Origin of the sequence: Carnobacterium sp. ISL-102 (assembly GCF_018612935.1) — a bacterium.
GTDB lineage: Bacteria > Bacillota > Bacilli > Lactobacillales > Carnobacteriaceae > Carnobacterium_B > Carnobacterium_B alterfunditum.
The window spans coordinates 41,373-57,339 of sequence record NZ_JAGGRF010000005.1; the positions used below are offsets into that span (position 1 = coordinate 41,373).

The 15,967-nt window shown below is 37.0% G+C and carries 12 protein-coding genes; all 12 read right to left on the minus strand.

The features are described from left to right. Positions 1-1,779, minus strand: a complete 1,779-nt coding sequence (locus J7E16_RS05200) for a DUF2207 domain-containing protein (protein ID WP_251006080.1) — start codon at positions 1,777-1,779, stop codon at positions 1-3. Positions 1,780-2,186: 407 nt separating this feature from the next. Continuing rightward, complete coding sequence (locus J7E16_RS05205) at positions 2,187-3,476, minus strand: TrkH family potassium uptake protein (RefSeq protein ID WP_251006081.1); 1,290 nt, start codon at positions 3,474-3,476, stop codon at positions 2,187-2,189. A 64-nt stretch (positions 3,477-3,540) separates the two neighbouring features. Then, positions 3,541-4,197, minus strand: a complete 657-nt coding sequence (locus tag J7E16_RS05210) for a potassium channel family protein (protein ID WP_034547665.1) — start codon at positions 4,195-4,197, stop codon at positions 3,541-3,543. Between the two features lie 456 nt (positions 4,198-4,653). Next, positions 4,654-5,640, minus strand: a complete 987-nt coding sequence (locus J7E16_RS05215; protein ID WP_214889522.1) for a tRNA dihydrouridine synthase — start codon at positions 5,638-5,640, stop codon at positions 4,654-4,656. A gap of 634 nt (positions 5,641-6,274) precedes the next feature. After that, positions 6,275-7,489 (minus strand): L-lactate MFS transporter, encoded by a 1,215-nt coding sequence (locus tag J7E16_RS05220; protein ID WP_214889526.1) that lies wholly within the window; start codon positions 7,487-7,489, stop codon positions 6,275-6,277. 324 nt (positions 7,490-7,813) lie between these two features. Further along, the gene (locus J7E16_RS05225) at positions 7,814-8,896 is read right to left on the minus strand and encodes an ABC transporter permease (RefSeq protein WP_214889530.1); all 1,083 of its coding nucleotides are present in this window, start codon (positions 8,894-8,896) and stop codon (positions 7,814-7,816) included. Then, positions 8,897-10,165, minus strand: a complete 1,269-nt coding sequence (locus J7E16_RS05230) for an ABC transporter permease (RefSeq protein ID WP_214889532.1) — start codon at positions 10,163-10,165, stop codon at positions 8,897-8,899. A 15-nt stretch (positions 10,166-10,180) separates the two neighbouring features. Then, entirely contained in the window at positions 10,181-11,113 is a 933-nt protein-coding gene (locus tag J7E16_RS05235) for an ABC transporter ATP-binding protein (protein WP_214889534.1), read from the minus strand. A gap of 347 nt (positions 11,114-11,460) precedes the next feature. Further along, positions 11,461-12,249: an enoyl-CoA hydratase/isomerase family protein gene (locus J7E16_RS05240; protein WP_214889536.1), complete on the minus strand. Its 789-nt coding sequence runs from the start codon at positions 12,247-12,249 to the stop codon at positions 11,461-11,463. A gap of 803 nt (positions 12,250-13,052) precedes the next feature. Continuing rightward, the gene (locus J7E16_RS05245; RefSeq protein WP_214889537.1) at positions 13,053-13,811 is read right to left on the minus strand and encodes an ABC transporter ATP-binding protein; all 759 of its coding nucleotides are present in this window, start codon (positions 13,809-13,811) and stop codon (positions 13,053-13,055) included. A 2-nt stretch (positions 13,812-13,813) separates the two neighbouring features. Beyond that, positions 13,814-14,881: a FecCD family ABC transporter permease gene (locus tag J7E16_RS05250; RefSeq protein WP_214889588.1), complete on the minus strand. Its 1,068-nt coding sequence runs from the start codon at positions 14,879-14,881 to the stop codon at positions 13,814-13,816. A gap of 25 nt (positions 14,882-14,906) precedes the next feature. Continuing rightward, positions 14,907-15,947, minus strand: a complete 1,041-nt coding sequence (locus tag J7E16_RS05255; RefSeq protein WP_214889539.1) for an ABC transporter substrate-binding protein — start codon at positions 15,945-15,947, stop codon at positions 14,907-14,909. Between the last annotated feature and the right edge of the window lie 20 nt (positions 15,948-15,967).

Consider the following 15,967-nt stretch of genomic DNA (forward strand, 5'->3'; position numbering starts at 1 on the left):
CTATCGAGCTCCTCCACCGCCACCACCACCGGCACCTCCTCCTCCACCAAAGGAAGTTGAACCGCCTGTTCCAGATGCAGCTGATGAAGAACTTGAGTGAAATCCGCCGCTTGCTAATCCACTAGACCAGTCATTTCTAAATCCTGTTACCCCATTCCAATACCAGTAATAATAAATGAATTGATTTTCTCCAGAGATATTATTCGGATTCGGGATCATTTCCTTGAACTCTTCTGTCAGTTCTTCACTTCTATAGTACAAAGTGTTCCAGAACAAAAATTCTTCAAAAGTGAACGGATTAGTATTATCCGCAAAACCTTCTAGATCGATTTCTTCCAAATAATTATCAAATTGAACCAGACGATCAAATAATTTATCACCTTCAGGACTTGCAATGGCTACTTCGCTTTTCGTTCCCCATACTTTGATTTCTTTGAATGAAATAAGTCTTTCTTTTTCTAAGAACTCTTTTGAATAATCAATCAAATAATCCGCAAACTTCCCTACTTCTTTGGCATGTTTTTTTGCCCATTTTTTCATTTTATTATCTTCAATAAACCCGTTACTGTTTGAAGCATCCAATAACATGAGCCATAATCCAGTTTCATACGTCTCCCCATGATTTGTCTTGATTTTATCAATAAATTTCGTGAATGATTGGGGATACCGCGCACGCTCTTCCTCAAAATGAGGGATCTCTATTTCCGTATCAAATCCATCGCTAAATAATGACTTGTCCTTGGCAGTATGGATAATGATCCGCTTTTCATACGACCATCTCAATAAATAAGCTGAGAAGTAATCTTCAAAATAGCCTTTGTCTATATCTTGCAGCAAATAAGCAATACCGGCAAAGTCTTCTCCTTGATAGGGGATTCCCTCTAATATAACCGTTTTATTCTCTTTGACTCGTTGTTTCCCTGTTCGCATTTGTCCAGCTGCTTCTTTTGCTTGTTTCAATTTTTTATAATATTTAATAGCAAAAACTGTGGCTCCTCCACCAGTAACTGCAATGAGAGAGATGATGACGATAGGAACTGTATTAGAAGTAGCCTCATCATTATACGCTGAGCCGTTCATTGCCATTTCACGCTGTTCTTCCGATGTCATACCAACATTGGCTTGTGTAGCGAAAAGGCCTTGTGGAAATTGCAGCAATACCGTTACATCTTTGCTATTGTTTACTACTTCCTCCGCTTCCCATACGATCGTGTTGCCTTCTAATTGGATATCGCCTTCAAATCCAAAACCCCAGAAACGGACATTCTCTTCTGTAAAGGGCTCAAATCCAGTGATTTTAACCGTCAATTTTTCTGCAGGAATATCAGAAAATGTATCAAAATTCCATAGTAAGCCTTGTCCATCTTCCAATTCGCGCACTAAGTTTGATAAAGCGTACGTCACTTCGTAGTCATTTTCGCCATATTCACCAATACCCCATATGAGTTCTAATCCGTCATCTGTCCCGACAATGCCATAGTGATCAGCCTTTTCCTCTAAGGAAGCATCTGGTTCCCATGGATCTATTTTTTGAAAACCCGTAACCGAAAAATCCTGCAGTTTAGAATCCTGCAGATCATTTAACACAATATATAATTCAGTACCATCATCCATGTTCATCTTTCTATGTTCTGTGACGATTCCAGAGCCGTCTTCTTGCAGTTCAATTTCGATCGTGATATCCGTTAATTCATTTTCTGCAAAAACGGCTTCTCCAAATGCCATACTAAACAGAACCGCTGCTCCAATAGCCAATGACATTCTTACTCTTTTATTCATCTCATTACCCCTTTCTATATATGTACTTGACCCAATTTTTTTATTGTACGAACTATTTCCGACCCATTTTGGTAACAATTTTTGGTCGAAGTTTTCTATCTATCTATAGTATACACACTAATCTAGGAAACGTTTCCTCTAAATAATCGTTATTAATAATTTTCTCTATTATATTATTTAGAAAATTATTTAGAAAAAAAAAAGAAAGCTTTATCATTAGTTTCTAGAAAATCAGTATAAAACTAATTCCTAGAAATAACGCAAAGCTTTCTTCTCTTCATCAGTGACCGGTTAGAATTGTATCTCCATTAAATTCACGCTAAAATCTTAAACTCCCATTAGTTTCAGTTTTGATGCTGCCTATTTTTAAACAGGTCGAACATTGACTGTCTTTAGGACACTTAATATTACCCGATGAATAGATCTTCTTGAGGATAGCGTATCAAAGAACTTCCTTTTCTAGCTATCAATATAGAGATGATCGTGATTGGTCCAATACGTCCTATGAACATGACGAACATGATCACAAACCTACCTATAATAGATAATTCAGGTGTTATCCCAGCTGAAAGTCCTACTGTTCCAAATGCTGAGACAACTTCAAAAACAATATGGATAAACGGTCCATTTTCAGTTATCGTTAAGATAAAGATAGCTACAAAAACTAATAAAAAGCTTATTGTGGTAAGCGTTAAGGCTCTAAAAACAGCACTGTTCCTAATCCTTCGCCCAAATAAAGATACTTCTTCTCCGCCTCTTAGACTTGTAGTCGTTGTTAAAAGTAAAATAATAAAAGTACTTAGCTTGATCCCACTACCAGTTGACGCACTCCCTGCCCCAATAAACATCAGAAGGATCGTCAAGAGCATAGAAGGTGCTGTTAATGCCGTGATATCGATCGAATTAAAGCCGGCTGTTCTAGGAGTTAAACCTTGAAAATAAGCACTCCATGCTTTATCTCCAAGTGATAAGCTGCCTAAAGTTTGAGGATTTGAATATTCTAGCACAAAAATTAGAATTATTGCAATGGCATTTATGATCAGGGTACCTACGATCATAACTTTTGAATGTAGGGTCAATGACTTGAATTTTTTCTTATTCCACACATCTAAAAGAACAGTAAATCCTATTCCTCCTAAAACAAACATGCTTGTAATTGTTAAGTTAACGACAGGATCTCCTACATAGCCGGATAAATTATCAGCCCACAGAGAAAACCCAGCATTATTAAAGGCTGCAACAGTATGGAATAAACTATAAAAGGCACCTTTCCAAACTCCAAATTCTGGGATCCATTTAATGGACAACAAGGTAAAACCAATCAGTTCAATACTCAAAGAGAAAAAAAGCACATGACGAACCAAGCGGATAACGCCCCCTGAAGAGCCTTGATTTAAAGATTCTTTAACGAGATCTCTTTGTTGCATGCCAATTCTTCGTTTGAATATGAAAAAGATAAAGACGGCAGCGGTCATTAATCCTAATCCTCCAAGTTGCATGAGGATCATAATGATCGTTTGTCCGAATAGAGTAAAGGCTGTCCCCGTATCGACTACGATCAATCCTGTTACCGTAACAGCAGAGGTGGCTGTAAATAACGTATCTAACCAAGAAATGGTTTGTGTCGTCGCAAAGGGTAATTTTAATAATGCTGTACCAATTAAAATAAGCGTAAAGAAACTGAAAACGACTGTCATAGGTGGACTAAAGCGCCTAGTAGATCGTTTTAAATATTTTTTCAGATTGACCTTGTTCATTTATTTACAGCCCTTTCTCTTCAAAACGTTTTATATCTTCGTTGTTTCCAATGACAACGATCATATCGCCTTCGTATAGTTTGTCATCAGGTGAAGGAGAGATATTCACCTTTTTCCCATTCTTTACAGCTAAAATAGTGCAACCGTACTTTGATCTGATATCTGTATCATTGAGCGTCTTATTAGCTAATTTTTTTGTTATATATAGTTCTGAGATGCTATAATCCTCAGATAGCTCAATATATTCTTGTAGTTTTCCAGATTCCAATTGATTAGCAACTCTGATCCCCATATCGTATTCTGGCTGAATGATCCTATCCGCACCGATTTTAGTAAGGACTTTTGCGTGGTTAGAATCTTGAGCCTTTACCCAAACATTTTTTATACCCATTTCTTTTAACAATAGGGTACATAGTATGCTAGACTGCATATTATCTCCAATGGCAACTATAGCGTAATCAAAGTTTCCAACACCTAAAGACTTAAGAACATCTTCACGGGAAGCATCTGCTATTACAGCCTTTGTGCTATGATCTAAAACGGCATTCACTTTTGCCTCATTTGTATCTATTGCCAAAACTTGATGGCCCAAACGATACAATTCTTTACAAACACTACTACCAAATCTTGCTAACCCAATAACTACGAAATCTTTTTTCATAATTAAGCCCCTTTTCTATTCGAGCAATTACAGACTGGAAGGTTCAACTCTCTCAGCCAACTAACCTTGCGTCAATACTTCATTTTTTTAAAATTTTCTTAACTACAGCTAATGACTTTATTGAGTTTTTTACAAGCAAAGAATCTAAAAAATCTTTCAAATTTATTTGTATAGTCTAGCCGTTTGATCTATTCGAATATAAGTTCATTCTTCATTAGTCATCATAGTATGTACACTTTCATAATTCAAGTGATTTCGACCAACTAATTACTTCAATAATAACACTTTAAAGAGCTGTTTTGTTTCATTTTTATAGGTACTCAATAAGAGCTGAATATTGTGCCCTTAGAAGATGGCAGCATTCAAATTGATGACCACTTTCAAAAAATTTATTTCACTAAATTTCATAGAAAAAAGCCTAAGAAATCAATACGATTTCTTAGGCTTTTTCTTTACTTATAAACTGCTTTTCTCTTCTAAAAGGTGCTTCCCTTCAAACTCAGCTAATAATGCACGAACTTCATCTGTTGTCTTCGTATCCATCAATTGAACCCTTAAACTGCTCGCTCCTTTAAATTCGCGAATATAAATTTTAAAGAAACGACGAAGTGGCTTAAAGGCACTGGTCCCTTTTTCTGAAAATTGATCAAATAAATCTAAGTGGTGCTTAAAAAGATTTAATAATTCTTTTGGACCGTGTTCTTTTGGCTCTTTTTCAAAAGCAAATGGATTATGAAAGATACCTCGTCCAATCATCACTCCGTCAATGCCATACTTTTCAGCCAGCTCCATACCAGTTTTGTAATCAGGAATGTCTCCGTTAATCGTTATTAACGTTTGTGGGGCAATTTCATCGCGTAATTTCTTTATCTCTGGAATGAGTTCCCAGTGAGCATCTACCTTACTCATTTCTCTTTTCGTACGCAGATGGATAGATAAATTAGCAATATCTTGTTTCAATAAGTGAGTGAGCCACGCAGTATATTCATCTATACTAGCATGACCTAATCGAGTCTTAACACTTACAGGTATACCTCCTGCTTTAGATGCTTGTATCAATTCAGCAGCAACTTCTGTTCGAAGAATCAAGCCTGAACCTCTGCCATGTTTAAAAACGTTAGGTGCTGGGCATCCCATATTGAGATCGATCCCACGATAGCCGAGTTCCGCCACACCAATACTCATCTCTTTAAAGAATTTAGGTTTATCTCCCCAAATATGAGCGACCATAGGCTGTTCGTCTTCGGTAAATGTCAAACGTCCACGCACACTTTCTTTGCCATCAGGGTGGCAATAGCTTTCACTATTCGTAAATTCAGTAAAAAAAACATCAGGTTTTGCTGCTTTAGCGACGACATGACGAAACACAACATCTGTCACATCTTCCATAGGTGCCAATACAAAAAACGGTCGCGGCAATTCTTGCCAAAAATTATCTTTCATTTTACAATCCTTTCGTATAAAAAATGAGAAAAAAACAAAAAAGAAGCTGTTTCTTCTCTATTACCTTTATATTTTTGTTTTAATTAGTATAACAGAAATACGATTCTCTCAAAAAATAGTTTATAAAATCTCTTTAAAAGAGTTCTACATCAAATGGTGTGGATGCTTCAAAAAAATTTCTTCTGGAATGGACGGGTTTGCTTGTGGAGAGCCAAGGGAACACCTGAAGCCTAAAATAAAAAGTTGTCATGGTTGTAAGCTACAAGTAACCCTATTCCTCCATGAATTTGGGTAAGTAATGCCATTAGATTAAGTCTATCAACACTAAAAATTATAGCTGCTTTGAAAGTTTTTTTATAGCTTTCGAAAAAACCAGAGGCATAGTGTCTCGTTGTATTTTACTACGTCGAACGCAATTATAACAGAGTAACGAGATTCAAGCTACACTTTCTAACCAAAAAAGCAAGGATATCCTTATCAATGCTTGAAAAAATTCGCAGCAATGAAGATTTAGGAATATTCAAAAAAACTATAAATAGTATAGAAACTAAAAGGACTAGAGCTGTCTCTATTAGAGCAGCTCTAGTCCTTTTAGTTTCTTAACTGATACGATCATTGTCATCACTGAATGACATTAACTTTCTTTGATCACATTTTGTTTAACCTTGCCCAATTTATTTGCTCTGCTCATGTACCATAAAATCATTCCAGCACCGATAACGGCCATCCCAGCTGAGATAAGTAAAGCCATTGAATAAGATCCACTTGATTCTCTGATGCTTGAAGCAAGTGTGGGCCCTATGATAGATGCGATACCATAAGCTGTGAACATCCAACCATAATTAGAAGCTGATTTAGAAGCTCCCCAGTTTTCAGCTGTGATCCCTGGGAATGAACCTAGGAACCCACCAAATGATAAGGCGATAAAGATCAATCCAACTATACCAGCAACAGCTCCCAAAGTATTGGCAAAGTTCAACATTAACAATCCGCTACCAGAGACAACAAACATTACCATGATTGTTTTGTATCTTCCAAGTTTATCCGATATCGATCCCCAGAAAATTCTTCCTAACGTATTTGCTAAACCTACCACCATTACGATAACTGTTCCAGCTCCTAATGAGTAGTATGAAGCTAAATTAGCCGCATGACCAATCACCATCAACCCACTTGTTGCTGCAAATGTGTACACTGCCCATAAAATCCAAAAGTTAGATTCATGAAGCATTTCTTTATAATTTTTGTCTTTTTCTGAACCTGTTCCAACTACTTTTTCTTGTGCAGGAGGATTTTCCATCATGAAAGATGCCGAACAAATCACCACGAGTAATATTCCACCTAGGATCTTGAATGTGTTATTTACACCTACACTCTCAATCATACTAGTAGCGATTGGTGCTAAAAGGATCGCCCCTGAACCAAATCCTGCTGCTGTTAAACCACCAGCTAGTCCTTTTTTATCTGGAAACCATTTTACGGTCAACGCTGTTGCTGTTCCATATCCAGCACCAATACCCAGTCCTAATATCAGTCCATAAGTTAAGTACAGCATAATGATGCTATTTGCAAAACCGGTCAAGAACATCCCTAAACCGAATAAGAGACCCGCTGCAAGAACCACTTTCTTCCCGCCGTGTTTATCTACGATTGGTCCACAAATGATCATTCCTAATGGTACCATTGCAAACGAAATACTAAACGCTAAAGACGTTTCGCTTAATGTCCAATCTGTATTGACCTCCAATAATGCTGTTTGAAAAACTGACCATGCATACCCAGCGCCTAAAGCCAGATTTGTTACAATAGCAGCAATCAAAATTAGCCAACGATTTTTTTCTCGTTTCATATACCTTCCTCCTATAACCTTAATTAATATGATCACACTTTATAAAGCGCTTTCAATTATATATATTATAGGGTTTCACTATAAGAAACCACCAAGTAAAATTAAACAGGTTAATAAGATGAACTTATACACGAGCATTAGCTAAAGAACTTATTTAGCATCGACAATAAAGCGCATCTATTTTCAATTTGTTCTTAAAATAGATTTTTCTGTTTAATAAGAAAATTGTTAAATCATTTATTTTAATGTTTTAAAAAAAACAGACAAAAAAAGCTGTTCATTCCAGAACAGCTTTTCTTACTAATATTTACAATTATTTAGCATCTATACATTTGATACGCGCTCCATCAAGTTGATGCCAATTCCTATGAATAAGATCCCCATAAGGAGTAGAATCCCAATAGGTTGCAGCAATTGGCTAAGTGGAAGTCCTGAATAGATAGCGTCTACCATCCCATTTAAACCGTGTTTAATAGGAATAAACTCAGCTATGAAAAGTAAGAATCGGTTATCAACTATATCTAAAGGCCAGAAGGCTCCACCTAACATCGCCATCGACGTAGCGACGATCGGAATAACGACTTGTAGCGATTGCGGCGAAGGTACTAAAGCTGATATAAGCATACCTAAAGAAACGATGGTAAAAATAAATGCCAAAGTAACAGCTGCCATCGATACATAGTTTGTCCCTAAATCAAGATCTAATAGATTAGTTAAAATGAAAAAGGCGATCGCTATCTGCACTAATCCTACTAAAAAATAATGCGAAAGCAAACCTAGATAAATCTGAGTCTTCGAAAGTGGAGAAAAGATCAATCGATTCCAAGTTCCCTTTTTCTTCTCTTCTACTACGTTTATTTGTAGGTACAAAATAGTAAACATCGCAAAGTAAAAAGTCATTCCAGTTAAAATACTCAATTGATACCGATTCAGGGTCCCTGAATCCTCAGGTTGTGTCATTCCTTCAACCGTTAAAAATTCCCGTACTTCAATTTCGCTATCTGGAAAATCCGCTCTAACCGTTTCTAGACGGACCTGCTCCCTAAAAATCTGGTTGACGTGTTGGTCTACTACCGGTAAGCGCTCATCTTCTCTACCAACTAAAAATTGATAGGTTTCTGCTCCTATTTCCATCGCATAGCCAATCTCATTCATTCGTATTTCTTCTTCTACGGTTTCATAATCAGTTGCTTCAAAAATAATCGAATCATCTTTATTTAAGCGATCTATCCAAATATTTAATTCTTCTTTCGTTAAACTTTCACTGTATACTTGTACATTTATAGACGAACTCCCTTGACTTCCACCCATAAAATAAACAAATAAAATGGTTAATCCTAAAAACATTACGACGACCAGAGGATGCTTCATCAATCTTTTCCATTGGAGTATAAATACATTACCCATTTAATCTAACCTCCTTTTTGGAAATATGATGACTGCCATAAGTAATGAAATGACCGTCATCCCAATCACTCTCATCATCAAAGGAAGCACTTCTTGAAAATCAAATCCTTGCAGCAATTGCAAATAAGAAGTCATCGTTGCTCCATTTGGAGTCCAATTCCCAATTTGTTTTAAATATTCTGAAAATTGTTCTACAGGGATGTAACTACCACCTAAAAAGGCAAATACACTGACAAAAGATCCGAAAAATCCAACTGTTCTGTTATCATTTGCATACAAAGAAATAGAAGTGAGTATGCTCGTTAGACTTCCAACTAATATTGAGTATAAACCTGTCGTGTACACTACATTTATCCAAAAATCACTATCTCTCCCTTTGAATGTCCCAAAAATCAACGTAGATAATGCGAAAAGGATAGCTAATTGTACAAATGTAATCAAGGTTCCAGAAATCATTTTACTGCTTAAATACGTCAACGGTTTTGTACCAGACAGCATGATGCGCCCAAAAACATGTTGCTCTTTTTCTTTGAAAGCACGAGTTGCTATGATTGGGGCTGTTGAGAGTGCAAACATGACTCCCATTCCAATCGTATAATATTGGAACGCACTTACCGGCTCTTCGACCGAAAGTTGTACTTTTTCACCCTGTTGTATTGTTTGATTTTCTGCCTCAGCTTGTCCGTTAGTCGCTAAAGCAATAGATGTCTCCAAATTATATTGCGCAACAAACGTTGTGACCACACTCTCAATAATAATCGAGGCCATATTTTCAGCTTCATTTACGGTTATATTTAGAGCACTTGACGTATCTTCTTCCTGATAGATAGACTGCCATACATGATAGCTGAAATTTTCCGGAATTGTTATGAACCCGGCAATTTCATCTTCATTCATTGCTTGAGTTGCGGAACTTAGATTATCAAACTCCTCCACGATCATAATATCTGCAAAACTTTCATCTTCAAGCAGCTCGTATAACATGGCAGCAGGATCACTTTCTTGGGCACCAGCTGCCATTTCTGCAACTATCTCTGCTGGCATTCCTTGTTCAACTAACTCATTCTCTAAACGACCCAGATCTCTTTCAAGATTTTGTTCATTGACGATCCCTACATTGAAGGTATTATTTGAAGTTCCCCCCATCATAATGTTTCCTAAAGAAAATCCTAGAATCGCAATTAGAATAAAAGGCATAAAGAGGAGTTCAAGAAGGTCACTTTTACTTTTTGAAAGGGACAAAAAGTCTTTTTTTACAAAATTAAACATGATTTCACTCCCCTCCTAATCTCTTAATTTACGACCAGTTAAGTGTAAAAAAACATCTTCTAAAGTTGGCGTTTGTACATGGATGCCTAAGATCCTCACTTTTGTCTGTCGTGCACAGTCAAAAATCTCTCCCAATAATTGCTCTCCTTTGGATACGATCAAGTCGTATCTATTTTCATCTTCCGCTACATGATTGATTCCTTTTAAAGCAGACAATAAACTTGAAAATTCTTTTTTTGCTTCCTCTACTTGAATCGTTATCGTTTCTTCATTAGATAAAATATTTTTTAATTCTTCTTTTGTTCCAGAAGCGATCACTTGGCCATGATCCATGATATAAACACGGTCACATAACTTTTCAACCTCTTCCATATAGTGGCTAGTGTAGAGGACTGTTATGCCTTTCTCACGGTTTAATTTTCTCACCATACCCAAAATATAATTCCTAGATTGTGGGTCAATTCCAACAGTCGGCTCATCCATGATCAAAATTTTAGGATCATGGATCAAAGCGACAGCGATGTTGATTCTACGCTTCATTCCTCCAGAATACGTGTTTACTGTCTCTTTTTGTCTTTCTTTTAATCCAACCATCTCTAATTTTTCTTGGATTTTAGCTTCTAATTCTCTTCCCGTTAACCCGTAAATCTTTCCAAAAAATCTCATGTTTTCGTACGCTGATAATTCCTCGTACAATGCAATTTCTTGGGGAACAACGCCTAAAACTGTACGCAATTCTTTGGGGTGCTTAGAAACATCTTTTCCGTTAAACATAACGGTTCCTTTTGTTGGCGGAAGTAAGGTTGAAATCATAGAGATGGCTGTTGATTTCCCGGCCCCATTTGGTCCCAACAATCCAACCGATTCTCCTTCATCTAAATACATATTCATATCTTCTACAGCTACTTTTTCTTTGAATGTTTTCCCAAGATTTTCAACTTTGATCATGAACAATACCCTCCTTTATAAAATATTTCATTCTACATAACCGGTATAAATGAAAACGACCTATTCTAAATCCCAATCGCAGTATTCATCTCGAACTTTTTAATCAGCTGATTGCTTTTTTCATTTCACTTTAAAGTTCAGCTTCTTTAGAACTATCTGTTTAATTGATTCAATTGTATCAAACTAACCCTTTATAATCATATATTTCACCTCCACTATCAAACGCCTTTTTAAATTGAAGTTACAACAAAGAAGCTGCATCCCTTGTATTTGGAATGCAGCTTCTTTTAAACTGATGCGACTATGTTTCATTAAGCTAGTAATTACTTTTTTTCGTGAGACCCTATTCAGTGACCTTTAAATTGAGGAGCTCTTTTTTCAAGAAAGGCCGTAACAGCCTCTTTATGATCATCTGTTAAAGAAGCCAGATGCATTAGTTGTGCCTCTCTCTGATTGAATTTCTCTAAATCATTATAAAAAAACTCATTGAACAGTTCTTTTTGATAGGAAATCGTTTGAGTTGGTAAAGAAGCTACTTTTTTGGCAAATGCCCATGTCTCTTCCTCTAATGTACCATCTTCAACGACTTGATTTACCAAACCTAACTCAGAGGCACGCTCACCTTTGATTGGCTTAGAAAGCATCAATAATTCGGTAGCTATTGCGGTCCCTACCATCTTTTGTAAGAAATAGAGCACACTTGTGTCTCCTGGTAATCCCATTCCTACAAAAGCTGTAACAAGAGAGCTGCGTTTCTCCATGATACGAAAATCAGCTGCCAATGCAACCCCGACACCCGCACCAGCTGCCGCTCCATTAATAGCAGCAATAACCGGTTTGCTGCAGTTTCGGATAGCGCGACTCATTGCTCCAGTAGCTTCGACCAACTGTTCTGGGATCCCCCCATCATCTCTTTCAATAACTTCTTTAAATTGGTTGACGTCTCCACCGCCACAAAATAACTTTCCTTTTCCTGTCAAAACTACTGCACGGATAGAAGCATCTTCTGATGCCTTCGTTAAAGCTGCTGGAATTTCTCGAAATGAATCTTCTGAGAAAGCATTTCCCACCTCAGGTCTATTAAAAGTAATATACGCAATATTTTCTTTTTCTTCATATATAATTGCTTTATACATTCTTATCCCCCTTTTCTGACAAAAACAGAAGACTTATCAACTTTAAAATCCTTATCAAATCAGTAATAAAACAGTTTTACTCAGCGCTTATAAAGCGTTTCCTTTTCATGTTTAGTATATTCGTACTTCTGTGTTGAAACAAATTATCATTTTTCATACATGGTATTAGCCTAGCTAATATCAATATGCTGAATTTCATAATTAGACCGTACTTATCATTATTCCTCTTACTTTCTTACAAAATTCATTCTACAAACAATTAAAAAATTCTTATCTGTTTAAACATAAAGCGTATAATAGAAAAATCTAATCCTGCATTGAATGACAAAAAAGCTAGAATTTTTTCAGTTCCCAGCTTTTTATCTTTGATTTTTATCTTGAATAAACGTCAGCATCGTCTGATTCAATTTTTCTGTTTCACCATGGCCTATCAAAGTCGAAATTGTAATCTTCCCAAAAATTTACTCCTACCTCCTTATCGCGCATTGCAAGATTTGAAAGAATTAGTTTAGGGCGATTAAATAGAACGGTGAAGACTTACTTGAGTTTCTCAATGTTGAGCATTTTATACCCACAAGAACACAATAAGTACCGTATGAATCAAACAAAGTAATGCTTATAGTGCATAAGTACTCTTTACTTACCGTATGAGTCAAATTGAGTAATGCTTATAGTGCATAAGTACTCTTTACTTACCGTATGAGTCAAATAGAGTAATGCTTATAGTACTCAAGAACAATTTGATTACTATAAGCATTTAATTAAATTCGCTATCTGTTGTAACTTAATCACTTTTCTTAGTTTCATAGAAATTCAATAGTCTGTTTACCTGAAATAGGATTAATATATGTGCGACAATCGACTTCATACAGATCTTTAATGACCGCTTGTGTTAAAACTTCTTCAGGTCTTCCTTCTTTAATGATCTGTCCATCTTTCATAGCGTACAAGTAATCCGTAAAACGTGCAGCCAAATTCAAATCATGTAAAGCAGCTAATACACCAATCGATAGGGAACTGACTGTTTTCAAAATACTCAATTGATATTTGATATCCAAATGATTGGTGGGCTCATCTAAAACTAGAAATTTAGGCTGTTGGACTAAAGTTCTGCCTAATATGACCCGCTGTTTTTCGCCACCTGACAGTGATAAGAAACTCCTGTCAGCGATTTTTTCCAATTCCAGTTGGATAAGGACCTTCTCAACAATTTCATAATCCAGAGCGTTTTCTCTCTCCATCAAACCTTTATAGGGTGACCGTCCGAGCAATAACATGTCACGGATGGAAAAATCAAAATTGACTTGGTGGAACTGTCCCACCACACCTAATTTTTTTGCGAGTTGTTTATTTGAAAGTTCCTGAACATTCTCGTTACCCAGCGTAATGACTCCCCTATTAGGTTCAAATATTTTAGTAACACTTTTCAATAAAGTCGATTTCCCACAGCCATTTGGTCCGATCAAACCCACAAATTGATTCTTACTAACGTTCAAGGAGACACTTTCTATAATTTTCTGGGAGGCAATAGATACTGATACGTTATCGATCGTTAACTTCATGCTTACCCTCCAAACTCGTAGCCTTTTTTGATAAAAATATAAATGAACAGTGGTGCGCCGATCAAAGATGTCAAAATACCGATAGGCAATTCAACCGTTGGCAGGATAATACGAGATAAGATATCGGACCACACCATGAATAAGGATCCCGAAAAAACAGACAATGGTAAAAAGTAACGATGATTTGATCCGACTATCCCACGGACGATATGTGGAATAATCAAACCCACGAATCCAATCATTCCACTATTTGCAACAATAATACCGGTTAAAATCGACGTGATAACGAGATACAATTTACGGTAAAACCTCAAATTCACCCCAAGCGTAATCGCTGCTTCATCGCCCAGCAGCATGATATTTAAAATACGTTCTTGTGTTAAGAAGAATAAAAAACAAATCAGGACAACCGCAGCTATCAAAGGAAGCTTAGACCAGCTTGCTCCTGCTAAACTTCCCATCATCCAAAAAGTTACTGAACGAATACCCTCTGCATCATTGGCTATATAAATGATAAAATTAGAAAATGCTGTAAAAAGGGCATTTAATACCATTCCGGATAAAATCAGTTTGATAGAATTCATTTGGCCATTCACATTCGATAAAAGTAAGACCAGAAGCGCAGCTGTCACAGCGCCTAAGAATGCCCAAAAAGATAAACCAAGCTGAGCCAATATACTGGTCCCGCCAAAGCCAATCATGATAGCAAAAGTCGCACCTAGAGATGCACCCGACGAAATACCTAAGATATAAGGATCTGCGAGTGGATTCTGGACTGTTGTCTGCATGACCGCACCGGCTAATGATAAACCCATACCTGTGAGCATCGCTAAGAGTACTCTTGGAAAACGAATCTGCCAGATGATATTCTCATGAGCGCTAGAAGAAACGCCAGCTAAATTATCAACTATCCCACCTGACAAGTTTTTAAGCAGTATCTGAAAAGATTCTTTTAGAGGTACCGCGACCTGTCCGACTGCGACACCGATCCCAACTGAAAAAACAATCAATACGATAAATAGAAGCAAACTTATATAAAATAATCGTCTTTGTTTGTTGATGCGGTTCATCATTTTATTCCTTCCTAGCTATAAATTAATTTTCGCCATACAATTCGGCACTGAGTTGTTCCATACCGGTTAAGATTTGGTAACCGTAACTCCAGAACTGATTGTAATCGATAGTATAAATCCGGTCTTCCTTGATAGCAGTTAGACTTGACAACGCGTCATTTGCTTTCAAATCAGCTAAACTTTCTTTGGGATCGCGTCCACCAGTGTAGTTAACCAAAAACAACACGTCTGGATCAGCTTCCAATAAGGCTTCAGCACTGATTTCTCCCGTTGCATCTGCAAATGTATTATTCAAGTCCATATAACTTAAAGCATCATTTAAGTAAGTGTCTGCTGCACCACTATATATTTCTACGTTAGTACCTTCTGCTCCAAATAAGTAAGCATATTCAAGTGCTTCCTGGTTAGCAGGAATACCTGCGACTATCGCATCCATCCGTGTTTTCACATCCGTTGAAAATTGTTGTGCATTCTCTTCAACTGTAAATAATTTCCCTAAATTAGCAATATCTGTGTATAAATCATCAAAAGTTGCGTCGGCTGTTGATGTCGCTTGAACATAAGTCTGAATATCCACCTCGTTCAATTCTTCAACCGTCCCCGTTCCCCACTCGGTACTTGCAAACAACTGACCTCGTCCCACAACGATGTCCGGATTAGCACCTACGACCAATTCTTTCCCAACATATCCTTCTGCCAAAACAGGTATGCTAGCGAAATCCTCAGCTACTGTTTCGTCACCCTCACCGTATAATGCAGCTACACCAACGATATCCTCAGCTAAGCCAATTTGAAGAAGCAACTCCGCTGTCCCCTGATTATTAGCAACAATCGATTTTGGACTAGATTCGTAAGTGATTTCTTTTTTAGAAAATACTGCGCCTTCTGACGATACAGTATAGTTATCCAGTGTTAATGGAAAAGTTGTTTCCGCTACCTGTTCAGTTGCCTTTCCATCCACATTTGCCTGCTCTTCTGCAGCATTCTCTTGTCCACACGCACCTAGCAACAAGCTTGAAACCGTAACAAGTCCTATATATTTTGCCATTTTTAATGTATTCATTTTTTTCACTCCATTTATTC

What these genes read in the sequence shown, in the direction of transcription:
- J7E16_RS05235 (WP_214889534.1), bottom strand. Translation starts at nt 11,113, where the DNA reads ATGATCAAAGTTGAAAATCTTGGGAAAACATTCAAAGAAAAAGTAGCT.
- J7E16_RS05225 (WP_214889530.1), bottom strand. Translation starts at nt 8,896, where the DNA reads ATGGGTAATGTATTTATACTCCAATGGAAAAGATTGATGAAGCATCCT.
- J7E16_RS05245 (WP_214889537.1), bottom strand. Translation starts at nt 13,811, where the DNA reads ATGAAGTTAACGATCGATAACGTATCAGTATCTATTGCCTCCCAGAAA.
- J7E16_RS05200 (WP_251006080.1), bottom strand. Translation starts at nt 1,779, where the DNA reads ATGAATAAAAGAGTAAGAATGTCATTGGCTATTGGAGCAGCGGTTCTG.
- J7E16_RS05255 (WP_214889539.1), bottom strand. Translation starts at nt 15,947, where the DNA reads ATGAATACATTAAAAATGGCAAAATATATAGGACTTGTTACGGTTTCA.
- J7E16_RS05250 (WP_214889588.1), bottom strand. Translation starts at nt 14,881, where the DNA reads ATGAACCGCATCAACAAACAAAGACGATTATTTTATATAAGTTTGCTT.
- J7E16_RS05240 (WP_214889536.1), bottom strand. Translation starts at nt 12,249, where the DNA reads ATGTATAAAGCAATTATATATGAAGAAAAAGAAAATATTGCGTATATT.
- J7E16_RS05210 (WP_034547665.1), bottom strand. Translation starts at nt 4,197, where the DNA reads ATGAAAAAAGATTTCGTAGTTATTGGGTTAGCAAGATTTGGTAGTAGT.
- J7E16_RS05215 (WP_214889522.1), bottom strand. Translation starts at nt 5,640, where the DNA reads ATGAAAGATAATTTTTGGCAAGAATTGCCGCGACCGTTTTTTGTATTG.
- J7E16_RS05220 (WP_214889526.1), bottom strand. Translation starts at nt 7,489, where the DNA reads ATGAAACGAGAAAAAAATCGTTGGCTAATTTTGATTGCTGCTATTGTA.
- J7E16_RS05230 (WP_214889532.1), bottom strand. Translation starts at nt 10,165, where the DNA reads ATGTTTAATTTTGTAAAAAAAGACTTTTTGTCCCTTTCAAAAAGTAAA.
- J7E16_RS05205 (WP_251006081.1), bottom strand. Translation starts at nt 3,476, where the DNA reads ATGACAGTCGTTTTCAGTTTCTTTACGCTTATTTTAATTGGTACAGCA.